Below are 13,905 nucleotides of genomic sequence, written 5' to 3'. Positions count from 1 at the left end.
TCCCTAAAAAATAAGTATGGCAAGAGTCAAGATAGATTTACCTGCAACATTTCCTTTCAGCGTACAAATTCCTGTACGGATCCGGGACATTAATTATGGCAACCACGTAGGCAACGATGCCATCCTGTCTATTATACATGAAGCCAGGATACAGTTCCTCGGCAACCTCGGCTATAAAGAGCTGGATCATGAAGCCGGCGCAGGTTTCATTATGGCCGATGTGGCCATTGCTTACAAAGGGGAAGGATTTTATGGAGATATATTTGATATAGCCGTTGCGGCGGGCGAATTTAATGCCCTGGGTTTTGAATTGTTTTATCTCATCACCACTAACCGTAACGGACAAACGATTACCATCGCCGAAGCTAAAACCGGTATGATATGCTTTGATTATAAGGCACATAAAATAGCAAAACTGCCGGCCGATATGAAGGCACGCCTGGAAACAGGAAAATAAAACCAACAGATTATGGATATAACAGCAACACCCACTGCAGTGGAACAGGTGATTACAGCACGCCGTACGGTGAAACCCACCAGCATGAACGGCCGGAAGATTGCAGATGAAACGGTACAGCAACTGTTGCAACTCGCCGACTGGGCGCCCACACACGGGTATACAGAACCCTGGTACTTTGTGGTGTACAGCGGTGATAAAGTGCAACAATTTTGTGCAGATCATGCGGATATGTACAAGCAGCATACCCCCGCCGACAAATATATTCCGGGCAACTACGATAAACTGAAAACGCAGGGCAACCTGGCATCGCATGTACTGGCGATTTGTATGAAACGCGGGAACAATCCGAAGATCCCGGCGCTGGAGGAAATTGCCGCGGTATCATGCGCCGTGGAAAATATCTGGCTGGGCGCTACCGCCCTGGGTATTGCCGCCTACTGGGGTTCCGGCGGAATGACCTACCACCCTGCCATGCAGGAATATTTTGGTTTGGGAGAAGAAGACCTGGTACTGGGCTTCTTTTATATGGGCTATACAGACGAGCCTGCGCAACCGGGAAGAAGAATGAAACCATTTAATGAGAAGTTCAGATGGATGTAATTTTATAAAAAGATGGGGATCAATAGATCCCCATCTTCTTATAAATTATTTTAACAGATACCCATTCGCTTCTTCCGCAAAGCTGCTGATTTGTGTAGCTACCCAATGTTCATCTTTATGTAATTCTTCCGCCATAATCCGGGCTACGGCAGGGGCTATACGCAGTGCTTCCTTTGCATCGAGGAACAACAAGCGCGTACGGCGGGCAAGAAAATCTTCAATGTTGCGGGCCATTTCCTCTTTCACAGCCCATACCACCTGTGCTTTAATGATATGATATTCCCGGCTCAGCTCCTCCTGCAAATCCGGCTGACGCGCCACCATCTGGTGCAGGTGCAATACATCGCTGCCATAGAAATACCACGGATCTTCCCAGTTCACCTTATCGGTGGCGCCATGAATTTTCAGGTGAGGGGTAGCCGAGACTGTCTCCTTCCACTTCAGCACCACTTCCAGCTTATGTATTACATCTTCCGCCATCCTGCGGTAGGTAGTCCATTTACCACCAATAATGGTAATAAGATTTGATTTGGACACAATTATTTTATGGCTGCGGGAGATTTCTTTTGTTTTATGCCCTTCCGCCCTGGCGGCGGCGAGCGGGCGAAGACCAGCCCACACACTGCGTACATCAGAACGTTGCGGCGCCCTCGATAAATACTGACCGGCCGTACGGAGAATGAAAGCAATTTCCTCTTCCAGTGCGCGGGGCTCCAGGCTGATATGCTTAACGGGGGTATCGGTAGTACCCATCACCACCTTATTATGCCAGGGAACGATAAAGAGCACCCTTCCATCGCTGGTAGACGGGATCATGAGGGCGTTATGGCCGGGCAGGAAATCGCTGTCGAGTACCAGGTGTACACCCTGACTGGCCGCAATAGATTTTGGCGCTGCCGGGTTATCCATTTCCAGTACATCATCTGCAAACACACCGGTAGCGTTGATCACCGCGCGGGTATTGAGGTATATTTCCTCTCCACCGCCCAGGGTATCCTTTACCGTTAGTCCGCTGATATTTCCAAAGCCATCTTTTCGTAAACCGGTAACTCTCATATAATTCAGCACCGTACCGCCATTATCTGAAATGGACTGTGCCAGGTTGATGGCCAGGCGTGAATCATCAAATTGTCCGTCGTGATACAGCACGCCACCGGCGAGGTGCTCCTGCTTCAGCGTAGACAACCGCGCCAGGGTAGCTGACCTGGAAATATGCGTCGACTTCCCCAAACTGAGCCGGCCTGCCAGCCAGTCGTACATTTTGAGGCCAATCGTATATTTCAGATTCTCCCAGAAATTAAAAGTAGGAATAACAAAAGCCAGGTTACGTACCAGGTGCGGGGCATTGGCAGCCAGCAATCCGCGTTCCACACTGGCTTCCCTTACCAGCGATACATCGCCCTGTGCGAGATAACGTACGCCTCCGTGTACCAGCTTTGTGCTTTTACTGGAAGTGGATTTTGCAAAATCCACCTGCTCCAGCAATAAGGTTCTGTACCCCCGTGTTACCGCTTCCAGTGCAGCGCCGAGGCCGGTAGCCCCACCGCCAATCACTATTATGTCCCAGGGTTCGAGATCCTTTCTTAATGAGGCAACAAGCATTTCTCTGTTCATAAGCTAGTTTTCATTGGTCTGCCAATCATATACAAAATACTGAGGAATCGGATACCGGACAAATCAAAGCGGCCGATTCCAGAAAACTTAACGGCCGGGAGGGTTAAAAGTTTTAAATTCAGGAACATTTAGGCATTAAAAATGTTCCTCCATAGAGATCATTCAACTTTATAGCTTCGTATGTTTACCAGGATTCAACTCAATTACAGATATTTTCTACAGCTGCTGATACTCACGGTTGTTATTACCGGCAGTTACAATGCCACGGCACAGCGCAGCAAGCGAAAACCAAAATCCGATACCATTCACATGGTAGCTGTTGACAGCGCCACCATCAGCAAGAATATCCAGGCCCTGTCAAAAGATACCAGCCGGGTAAAAAAATCGGACACGTCTGTATCCATCCTGATCAACCGTATTGAAAGCTACACCCTGACGCTGAACGATCTTATGAGTTCCCTCCGCCGCGGATTTGATACCTCCCGTATCAGCGACGGACTGCCGCTGACAGATACGTCCCTCGCGCTGATAAAATACAATATTGCCAGCCTGGGCCGCACCCCCAACATCAACGATATATATACCAACAAAGTAATGCTGGAGCAGTTGCAGCGCAAACTCACCTCCTGGCAAACCGCCCTCTTTTCCTACTATGACAAACTGATAAACATTAATGACACCATCCACACGATCCGGGGCGATACCGCCATGCGCAACATTCCTTCCGAAGATGAACTGTACGGCTTCTATATAGGCCAGGTAACCAACCTCATTCTTAAATTCCGCTCGGTAGACAGCGCGAATAAGGCCAGTCTTATTAAGATAGGGCTGCTGCAAAACAGGGTGGCCAACCGGTATATTGAAGTCTCCAATCTTTACGAGGACATGGACTACCGTCTGAAGCAGTTTGCTTCCAATATGTTTGTGCGCGACTACCGGTACCTGTGGAAGCCTCACCGCGACAGCATTAACCCTCTTGAGTTTTTCCCGGTGCTGAAAAATTCGCTGCATAAAAGCACCAAGGTGTTAGCCATCTTCTTTTCCATACAGTGGCCGATATTTTTTGTGTGGCTGTTGCTCGCCGTATTGTTTTCCTGGTGGGTGTACAACAATATCAGGCGCATCCGGCATAACCACAACGAACAGGAAGGGGAAACGATCCTGCAGCACGCCCGGTACCTCTACCGTTACCCCGTGGCCTGCACCGTTGTGCTGATTGCTTCGCTATCGTCCGTATTATCTGTACGTTATCCTATTCTTTTTACAGAAATCACCTGGGGTTTAGATGTGATTGCGCTGACCATTATCTTCCGCACACATCTCCCTAAAACATTATTCAAAAGCTGGCTGTTACTGATCGGCTTACTGTTTGTTTACAGTTTGAATAACCTGCTGATAGAAATTACTTATGCAGAACAATGGGGATTATTAATCGGCGCCATTCTTTCGCTCCTGCTCGGGAACCGCCTGTTGAAAGAATCTTCCCTCACCACCTTTGCACAACCGAAATTTACCCGGCCGGTGCTGATGCTATTCATGCTCACCAGCGCGTTTTCCCTGATCATGGTTATTTTAGCCAGGGTAGGCACTGCCAAAATCATGGGATCTACCGCTGTTGTAAGCGCCGTGATGGCCCTGAGCCTGTTTATCCTCGTGAAGATACTGATGGAATCCGTTTACCTGCAGGTAGAAGCCAATAAAGATTCCAGCACATTCATCTCTTTTATGGACTACCAGGAAGTGCAGAAAAAGCTGAAAACATTTCTCACCATCCTGGCTTTTGTAGGATGGCTGGCGATCATATCCCGCTGCGTTTATTTGTATGATACCATTTACGATGTTATTGTCGATTTCCTTTCTTCCCGGCATAAGCTTGGTAATTCAGATTTCACCTTCAGCAGCATCATCATTTTTATATTGGTGATATGGGTGGCCACGGTGGCCTCCCAACTGATTGCCTATATGTTTGGAAATACCGGTCAAAGTGCCAATCCCAATAAAAAAACAAAATTCGGTTCCGCCCTGCTGTTATTGCGGCTGGCCGTACTGGCCGGTGGTGTACTGCTGGCATTTGCTGCCTCCGGCATCCCGATGGATAAAATCACCATCATCATAGGCGCCCTCGGTGTAGGTATCGGCTTTGGTTTACAAAACGTGGTAAATAACCTCGTATCCGGTATCATCCTTGCTTTTGAAAAGCCGATAGAAGTTGGAGATGTGATAGAACTCGGCCCCCGCTCCGGCGTTGTAAAAGAAATAGGCATCCGCTCCAGTAAGATCAGTGCCTACGATGGCTCCGAAGTGATTGTTCCCAATGGCGACCTGATATCGCAACAACTGATCAACTGGACCAGGGCCAACCGGAATAAACGAATCACCTTTGCTCTTGGTGTTGGCTACGGCAGCAATATTGACCAGGTTACGGAGATTATTCAATCTGCCTTTACCGATCGTAAAGATGTGCTTACTATTCCGGCCCCGTTTATACAGCTGACCGACTTTGGAGATAACGCCGTGAATTTCAAGGTGTATTTCTGGGTAGGCGACCTGGATAATGCAGGCAGGCTTCAAAACGAGGTGATGTCGTTCATTTACACGGCCCTTAATCAGGCAGGTATTGAAATTCCTTATCCACAGCGGGATTTGCATATCCGGTCTGTAGATGAATCCTTATTAAAAAAATGGGATAAGCCGGCTCCGGGCGGCACGCTTTAAAAAAAATTATAAAAAAACGTTGGATTCATTTTGAATTTTCATTTTTAAGCCGTTATCTTTGCACTCCCGTTTTGGAGCAGCAGGCGCTACTGATAGTAGTTACAGCGATCCGGATGGAGAATAAGGCGAGGTAGCTCAGGTGGTTAGAGCGTTGGATTCATAACCCAAAGGTCTCGGGTTCAACTCCCGATCTCGCTACGAAAAAAGAAAGAAGGCTTTCAAGCATCTGCCTGGAAGCCTTCTTTCTTTTAGCACAACATCCTCGACGTGATTCGTCTTTAATGCTTTTATAACGAATAAAAAAAGTCGCCCTTCTCTCAGGCGACTTTCAAAAGAAGAGTGCGCGGCATCGCTACCGCGCACTAATTAAATCTGCCACCACTAAATTCACGGTCTTTTAAACAAACGTATAACATCCAGCTGCAGGTTGCCGGGTGTAACAAAGTAAGTGCGTACCAGACCTTTTTCAACATTTTTAGGGAGAAGTAAACCCGCCTCCCCTACTTTACTGATCAATTCACTGTCTTCGAAGTACCAGCTATCTATGGTACCGGTTTTGGTAAAGTACAGGTTATAAAATTTATTCTTGTCCTGAAAGCCTTCTTCCGGCATATAATCCGCATGGATCCAGGTACCTGGTTTAACGTTTTTGGCGATGTAGGTTATCTGACCTGTTTCATTTTGGAGGAAGATATCCAGCGCATCACTACTTTTCGGATAGTGAATATAAAAGCTTAGTTTATTGGTAGATGAATCTGCAGCAGGTATTTCTATTTTCAGTTCATTTCCGTTGATGTAAACAAACGGAAAAAACAGCTCAAGCTTACCACTGCTCAGATTGAGCTGTTGCTGAAAAACATCTTTTCCGGAAGTTTTATCTTTAATTTTTAAGGCGCTTTCTTTTTTTGAAGCATGGAAGGTATAAATTTTACTGAACGTAACCGGCTTGTTCGGCAGCGTGGTAAAGTTGCGGTAAATGGTAGTATCTATGGATGTTTCCAGCTCGGCGTCGCCAATATTATATCCCCAGACTTCTACATTGATTGCTCTTGTTGTTTCATCTTCCTTATTGCAGGAGATAAACACTAGCAGAACAACAAGCAAACTTAGTAATCTATATTTTGATATCATCTCTTTAAATTTTTAATAGTCTAAACGGGTATTAAATCTCATGATCGTTCCGCTGGGGGCTTCAGAGAAGATGTATATTTTTGAAGAGGCTGCAGATGCAGCCGGTTTAGGAGCAGTGGTGGACAGATCGTTCCAGGTATAGGAGGTGCCATCTATATAAGGCGTGTTGGTACCTGCTTTATAGATTCTCACCTGAAAAGAAACGGAAGTCATCACACCATTGTATTCCTGCCTGGCGGTGGAAAATGTAGAGATAGTGGCAGCCTCACTGAATTCATTTGGTTTCACATTTTTGAGTCGGGTGATCTCTTCAAAAACTTTAGGAGTGGAATAGTACTTACCAATGACTAAATCTACCGGTTCACTGTATTTGGTTACCTCAGGAACGAACATGTATATCAGGCTGATTTTCTTATCTGTTACCCCGGGCTTTTCCGGCATATCACTCATCTTTCCATCCATATAAAGAAAATTTAAGCTGGCAGCGCCATCTTCTTTTTTGAATTCTTGTTCTAATACCAGTTTTCCTGTGTTTTTTTCACTGACATTGACCTTAACAGTACGCTGCTCTCCTCTGAAAGTGTAAGCTTCCGCCAGGTTAAATGCACTTTCACCGGTTGCTATACGTGGCGAACTGATGGTGTCCACTTTTACTGCAAGCACTTCTTTGGTGGCATTATAACCCTTTATACTAATAGGAAACACCTGGTCTGTATAGAGAAAATTATCATTGTATTTATTGCAGGCGGCCAGCAAAGAAGCGGCCATACTCAGCAAAATCCAGTTTGTATAAATTGATTTCATTTCTTCTGTTTATGTCGTTATAAATTGTAGGAAATGGATAAACTGAAAGATGATCCTATTTTGCGGATGAAGGTATCAGTATCGCCTATACGAATTTTCGTTTTCCCATCAGGGCTATCCTGATAATAGCCTTCCTCATAATTTTGTGAGAAGCCATATTTCCATTTGTATACATCCGACCATTCTTTCATGGTCATGTTATCGCTGCCCGGCTTCACCTCATAAGTATTCTGTCCGTTGATAAAAAAGCGGTACGGACTATTTGTAAGATTGCTGATGTTCAGCCTTACCTGTAATTTTCTATCTTTCAGGAATTTGTAGCTTATCTGCGCATCTATCTGGTTACGCGGACGTTCCATTTCGGAATAATGCGGTTGCATACCAACCGTAAAGGTTTTATAGCCGGCGTGGTTGAAAGCGATATTTGCACCTAATCTATCTCCGGCGTATTGCAGACCGATATTATACAGTACAGGGACTTGTCCGTATAACGGTCGTTTTTCTTTCAGGTAAGTTTTTCTGCGATAGGCATATGAGTTACCTTCTGCATCAGAGCCGGAGCCCATGGTTTCGTAACGGAAGGCGCTGGCCTGTACTTCAGAGTTCTGCAGTGTCAGGTTACCGCTGAAATAGAGGTTGTTTAAAAATTTTACATCTTTAGCAAAGAACCCAAAGCTTTTGCGGACATCTACTTCCCAGCCATTTACATCTGCATAATCAGAGTTGGCAGTGAGCAGGTCTACGGCGCCACTTGTATTCGTGATGTCCAGGTACATTTCTACCGGATTCCTGAAATGTTTTTTAAAGTAACCAGCGGAGATGACTTCTCCCGCGGATGGATACCATTCAACCCGCAGATCGTAGTGGGTAATTAGCGTAGAAACCACGCCTGTATTACGTTGTATACGACCATAGAGATAATTAAATCGTGCAAAACTGGAATTCTCAATCAGAGCCGGACGTATGGCTGATTGCGCGTAAGACGCCCTGATATTGAAGTTAGGGATAGGTGTGATGGTGAGGTTACCGGAAGGCAGGTACAGCCATTTTTTATCTTCAGCGTTGGCATCAAGTGTTTTGTGAACAAGATTACCGGTTTCCGGATCTACGTAGCGGTATTTTTCTGCATTTTCCAGGTCGGCCTGTGAAACTTTATCTGCAGCTTCATCTTTTATCTTCTCGTATTCATAAAATTCACTTCTGATACCCCACACCAGACGAAGCCATTTGGTAAAGCGGCTATCCAGCATTACATAGCCGGCCTGGTTGTTATTCCTGCCAGTGTAAGTGTTGTTATTGAAGGCTGCCGGGAAGTAATACATATCTGTGAGCGGATTGGCAAAGTCGATGCTCCATTGTTGTATCGGCTTGTATCCATCTTTAAAACTTCCTGCAACCCCCACTGGCAAAACATTCCAATCGTAGTGACCTTTTTTATCCTGGTACTGGTACCCGCCTTTAATTACTTGCACAGTTTTACCGATATTGAATTTATAACTCAGTGCCGCATCGGCCATCCAGTTGGTTTCCATGTATTTGTAAGAAGAACGGCTCAAGGGTCCGGGATTAGCATTACCTGGACCTGGTGAATAATTGTAACTAACACCATTCAGGGTTTCTATGCGTCCCACGGTTGCATCTACCGCATCCTGTTCGTGGTTGGTAACCGTATTGCGGGCTATACTCCAGTCGAACTTAAAACGGCCAATGTTATGTTCACCGTTGATTCTGTTCTGTAACAAGTCGATGAATTTTGGTCGGTCGTATTCACTAATCATCGGATCATCACCTTTTGCTAAATCTTCACCCCAGCCGGCTATACGAAAGAACTGGTTGGCAAATACGCGTGAATAAAAGTTACGGGAAGTTATCTGATGGTTTTTGATACGCCATCCTGCATTGAGCAAGGCCCCCCAGCTAGTAGTGAAATTGTATTGCTGGGCTTTTGATTCATGAATCTCTTTGCCTGTTTGAAGATCATACTGGTTGTTACCTGCCATAGAGAAGGCTCCACGCTCGAAGTGTTGTATGTCGTCAATGGCCTGTTCATTGCGGTAGCTCAGGGAGCCTACCAGCCCGATACGACTGTTCTTCAGGTTATAGCTACGACCCAGGCTAAACTGGTAATTCTGACCGGGAGCAGCTTTAAAGGTGCGGGTACCTAATCTTTCCAGACCGCCAATGGCTTTGTTCTGCTCAGCGATCATTTCAGGGGTAACTTTCTCCACGCCGGGAGGAGGGATATGATTATAGGGATTCCTGGGATCATAATTACCCGGCGTAAGTGTCAGGATCTCTTTAGGAAAATGATTTCTGCCACCATCATCAAATCCGAGGTAGTCGTTTTTTCCCCGCTGGTAACCCATGAATTTTTTACCGGTACTACCGTTGATATATTTACTACCGAAGCTGAGGGTGGTGAAATTACTTTCAGGAATAGCCATGGTATTGATTTGTACCATTCCTCCGCCAAAGCCGAAACCCATATCTGGTGTAGCAGTTTTAGAAACAACGACATTATCTACGAGATTACTCGGCACGATGTCGAATTCAAAATCGCGCACCTGTACATCGGTGCTAGGGAGGGCGGCGCCATCCATCATGGCCATATTATATCTTTCAGCGATACCACGTACTACCACTCTGCGATTGTCGGTAGTGCTGACACCCGAAATACGTTTCAATGTTTCTCCGATATTTTTATCGGGTAAAACAGCAATCTGTTCGCGACTGATACCATTGGTGATACCGGCATCATTTCTCTGACGAAGATACAGCGATGCTATAGATTCCTTGCTGACAGAGGATTTCACAACTACCATAGCCAGGTTTCCTTTCCGTCTTTTTAAAGTGGCGTTTAAGTTGAAAAATCCATTTTCCGAGATGGTAATGCCACTAACTTCTTTGGCGCCATAGCCAATGGCGCTGATCAGAACGGTATAGTTCCCTTTAGGTAGTGGCAAGGAGAAGTTACCAGCTTCGTCAGTAATTGCGCCAGTGCTGCCGATGCGAATGGTAGCACCTATTACAGGATCGCCATTTTCTTCGTCGAGGAGTTTACCGGTAAGGCCGCCATCTTTTTTTGTGGCTGGCGGCAGTGGTTTCTCAAATAAAACGATCCCACCAGCCACTTCTTTATAACCTACGTTTGCTTTTTGCAGCAGATAGTGGAGGATGTCGGATATGTCGGTTTGTTTAAATTCTTTTGCGGAGATGCTCCATTGTGTGAGCCGTAATTTACCGGCATCGTATGCAATGTTGACAGGGCTGGCTTCTTTCAACTGTTCCATGGCTACGTCCAGTGTAACATTAGAAAAACGAATAGTTAGTTTCACCGTTCCGGGCGACTGTGCGACTGTTCCTAATGCCAGCAGCATCAGGCAACAGAGCATCATGAAGATGCGCCTCGGACTGGTAGGGATCATCGTCCCTCGTGCTTTTTTTTTCATATCTTTATAATTGTTTTTATTAAATGGTAATGTTGCTTTCGTCAAAAATGGCATTACCGGAAACTTTGGCAAATCCCGTTACCAGCGGGATTTTGCTTTTAATACAGTGTGATAGTTTTTCCTTGTATTTTATATCGTATATCGTGTACTTCCGCCAGGGTGGCTATAATGTCGTTTACAGAAGTTTTATGTATGAAGAATTTAGCATCGTAATGCAGCCTGCGGATACCAGCGTTGTTGGTTACTAACGTCACCCCATATACTTCCCTCAGTTCAAAGGCCAGTTCATTAAAGGTGGTTGATTCTAACAGCAGTACTCCTTGCTGCCAGGCCTGCACCTGTTTCCAGTCGAGGCTGTCGATATGGGAATGGCCATCCTTACGGTCCCATTGAAATCTTTTGCCCCTGGATAGTTCAGTTAGTACCTGGATGCTGTCGCTCACCTGGACACGGCCTTGCTGTACCCACACCTGAATAGATGGGCCATCGCTGTATGCTTTAATATTAAATGCAGTGCCTAAGACTTTGGTTTCCAGCTGCCCTGCTTTCACGATGAATGGCCGGGTAATGTCATGCTGTACTTCAAAAAATGCTTCTCCTTCTATTAGTTCGAGGTACCTGGCTTTCATCCCGTACAGAGAGCTGTATTTCAGTGTGGTCCCGGACTTTAGCCATACACGTGAGTTATCCGGTAGCTGGATTTGTTTTATATCGCCGAAAGGAGCGCTTACTGTATAATAGATAGCAGGCTGTTTATTATGGTTGATCATGTAAAGCCATAGAGCGCTGACCACCAATACGAGGATACAGGCTGCTGCCGCGGTCCTGCTACGTATAGCCACCACTTTGGGCTTATTGATCCTGTCGAGAATCTGCAGCTGAATGCTGCCTTTAACGGCGCTTTTTCTCCCTTGCTGGTTCCATAGGCCGATGGGTTTGGAATCATCTACGGCGTGATACCATTCATCAATTACCTGGTGTTGTTGTTCATTGGTTTTACCTGATAAGTAGCGTTGCAGCAGGTTTAACCGTTTGCGTAATTTCATTTATAACAGTCCTCCTGCTATATACATACTGATTCGGGCAGGTGGTACTATAGTTCCAATGTTACCGAATTGTGAATTCCTTTGGTTAAAGAATAAAAGGCAGGAAGATCGCCTGGCTTTGCAGTCGCAGCCGGAGTCGTTTACGGGCGTTTTGTAATTGGTTTTTAACTGTTTGCTCTGAGATGGATAGCCGCATCGCTATCTCCCTGATGGATAATTCCTTTTCATAACTGAGGATGAAAACCCCTCTCATCTTATCAGGCATGGCGGCAATTTCCGCCTGTACTTTATCTCTCAGGCGGTCAAAATCGTAGTGGTCCTGTTTTTTCAGGTCGGTTTCATCGGGCAGACTATAAACAGATAAGGGTAAATCAGTGGTGCCTTGTTTGGCTTCCCGGTATATATGACGGATCACACTGTATTTCAGGGCAGTAAACAAATAAGGGCTTAATTTATCCTCCACGATGATCTGTTGCCGGTTTTCCCAGGCATGAATAAAAATATTCTGTACGAAATCTTTGGAGGTGGCTTCATCAGCCAGCCTTCGGTAAGCCATCGAAAACATTTCTTCCCAATACCGTTCAAATAAACACGAAAACGATGCTGTATCACCCTGCTTTACTTGTTGCCATAATTCGGCATCATTTAAAGTGTTTTTATCCATTACAAATTATCTTGCGGACGCAAAGATATAGTTAGTTTTTTGCCAAAATATTAGCGGCGCGGATTGGAGAAGGCCTTACCCCGGCGATTTCCGGCTGTAGATAAGGATGAGTCACGGGTATTATTTTATTATTATTTTATAGAAGCCTTTTTAGTTATGTTCTATTCTCTTCTGATAATCAAAGGCGATGCCGTCATGCAGCTTAACGCAGCAATACACTACACCCCGGCATCAGTTAGCCTTGTGCGTAGGATAAAATATTTCGCTTAATGTTTCATCCAACGCTTTTCCTGACAATGTTTTTCCAACTATAATTCCATCAGGATCGATCAAAAAATTCTGAGGGATTGCCTGGACACCATATGATTTCGCAGCCGTACTATCCCAAAATTTCAGATCAGAAAGCTGAAGCCACAGAAGTCCGTCTTTTTTAACTGCCGCCAACCACAACGCCTTGCTGTCAGACTTATCGAGAGAAATACCGACAATTGTGAAGTTCTGGTCCTTGAATTTATTGTAGACTTTAACCAGGTTTGGATTCTCTGCCCTGCACGGCCCGCACCAGGAAGCCCAAAAGTCGACCAATACATACTTACCACGAAACGACGAAAGTTTAACCAGCTTCCCTTCCGCATCGGGTACTTCAAAGTCCGGCGCCGGTTGCCCTGTTGCAGTTACTCTCATTTTATCCAGGTTAGCGGCCACTTTTTTACCTTCCTTACTATTTTTAATTTTGAAGGATAAACTGTCGAACAAGGGCTTCACTACGTCATAGCGTTGCTCATAAGCGATTTTGGGAAACAATTCCAAGCTAAGCATTGATGCAGGATGGGACCTGATGAACTTAATATAGGCATCTTTGGTCATGTCACTAAACCGCTTTCGAAAGCCTTCCACTTTGGCCTCGTAATCCGGCGTGGCCTGTGGCGACAACTTCCCTTCCATGAATTGCCTGTCTTCATCGGTCATTTGTGAAAAGCCGGCATCAACCAGGTTATTAAGATCATTATAATCATTATTCCTGGGCGTTCCGGTTACCTGCACTCCTTCTACTGTAGCTCCATTCGTTTTAATATGGATGTTACCCGGTTCAAGATAAACGGTTATCTGTTCAAGGCTGTTAGTTCTCCCAACACCTTTCGTATCAAAGGTTAATGTAGCGGATACGGGTGAAGTGGACACCGCACCGGCAAATTTGAAAACGCCATCCTTTAACCCGACGGAATCAATGATGGACTTACCTTTCATCGTATACTCCAGGTATGCCTTTTCAGGGGCGTTGCCTGTACCATATTTGCCATTGATAGTAAATTTATTATTACTCTGGGCGAAAGCTGTCAACGACATTATTGACAAACCGGCTATAATTAACTTTCTCAATTTAAATAGGATTAATTTGGATTCAGAAATCGAATTCCGGTA

10 protein-coding genes and 1 tRNA gene are annotated in these 13,905 nt (G+C 45.3%); 4 read left to right on the top strand and 7 right to left on the bottom strand.

The genetic code is table 11. The annotated features are described in order from the left end of the window. Positions 1–16 precede the first annotated feature (16 nt). Together V7S65_RS28895 and V7S65_RS28890 are read left to right on the top strand one after the other, a co-directional pair. Positions 17–457: an acyl-CoA thioesterase gene (locus tag V7S65_RS28895; RefSeq protein ID WP_336389113.1), complete on the top strand. Its 441-nt coding sequence runs from the start codon at positions 17–19 to the stop codon at positions 455–457. A 12-nt stretch (positions 458–469) separates the two neighbouring features. Continuing rightward, positions 470–1,060: a nitroreductase family protein gene (locus tag V7S65_RS28890; protein ID WP_079470787.1), complete on the top strand. Its 591-nt coding sequence runs from the start codon at positions 470–472 to the stop codon at positions 1,058–1,060. A gap of 45 nt (positions 1,061–1,105) precedes the next feature. Here V7S65_RS28890 and V7S65_RS28885 read toward each other — a convergent pair whose 3' ends face one another. Continuing rightward, positions 1,106–2,674: a glycerol-3-phosphate dehydrogenase/oxidase gene (locus tag V7S65_RS28885; protein ID WP_336389114.1), complete on the bottom strand. Its 1,569-nt coding sequence runs from the start codon at positions 2,672–2,674 to the stop codon at positions 1,106–1,108. A 180-nt stretch (positions 2,675–2,854) separates the two neighbouring features. Here V7S65_RS28885 and V7S65_RS28880 point away from each other — a divergent pair, with 180 nt between their 5' ends. Together V7S65_RS28880 and V7S65_RS28875 are read left to right on the top strand one after the other, a co-directional pair. Continuing rightward, positions 2,855–5,389, top strand: coding sequence for a mechanosensitive ion channel family protein (locus V7S65_RS28880; protein WP_111577878.1), 2,535 nt, complete (start codon positions 2,855–2,857; stop codon positions 5,387–5,389). A 124-nt stretch (positions 5,390–5,513) separates the two neighbouring features. Continuing rightward, positions 5,514–5,587 (top strand) — tRNA-Met (locus V7S65_RS28875). 189 nt (positions 5,588–5,776) lie between these two features. Here the strand turns inward: V7S65_RS28875 and V7S65_RS28870 are convergent. The 6 genes from V7S65_RS28870 to V7S65_RS28845 form a co-directional block, all read right to left on the bottom strand. After that, the gene (locus tag V7S65_RS28870) at positions 5,777–6,493 is read right to left on the bottom strand and encodes a hypothetical protein (protein ID WP_339546820.1); all 717 of its coding nucleotides are present in this window, start codon (positions 6,491–6,493) and stop codon (positions 5,777–5,779) included. A 39-nt stretch (positions 6,494–6,532) separates the two neighbouring features. Then, positions 6,533–7,324, bottom strand: a complete 792-nt coding sequence (locus V7S65_RS28865) for a hypothetical protein (RefSeq protein WP_336389116.1) — start codon at positions 7,322–7,324, stop codon at positions 6,533–6,535. A 17-nt stretch (positions 7,325–7,341) separates the two neighbouring features. Continuing rightward, positions 7,342–10,773, bottom strand: coding sequence for a TonB-dependent receptor (locus V7S65_RS28860; RefSeq protein WP_336389117.1), 3,432 nt, complete (start codon positions 10,771–10,773; stop codon positions 7,342–7,344). Between the two features lie 98 nt (positions 10,774–10,871). After that, the gene (locus V7S65_RS28855) at positions 10,872–11,819 is read right to left on the bottom strand and encodes a FecR family protein (RefSeq protein WP_336389118.1); all 948 of its coding nucleotides are present in this window, start codon (positions 11,817–11,819) and stop codon (positions 10,872–10,874) included. Positions 11,820–11,904: 85 nt separating this feature from the next. Then, entirely contained in the window at positions 11,905–12,483 is a 579-nt protein-coding gene (locus V7S65_RS28850) for an RNA polymerase sigma factor (protein WP_079470800.1), read from the bottom strand. A gap of 231 nt (positions 12,484–12,714) precedes the next feature. Next, positions 12,715–13,863 (bottom strand): TlpA disulfide reductase family protein, encoded by a 1,149-nt coding sequence (locus tag V7S65_RS28845; protein WP_336389119.1) that lies wholly within the window; start codon positions 13,861–13,863, stop codon positions 12,715–12,717. Positions 13,864–13,905: the final 42 nt, after the last annotated feature.

Origin of the sequence: Chitinophaga sp. CCNWYY40 (assembly GCF_037483205.1) — a bacterium.
Classification (GTDB): Bacteria; Bacteroidota; Bacteroidia; order Chitinophagales; family Chitinophagaceae; genus Chitinophaga; species Chitinophaga ginsengisegetis.
This window is presented reverse-complemented; position numbering and strand designations above follow the sequence as displayed.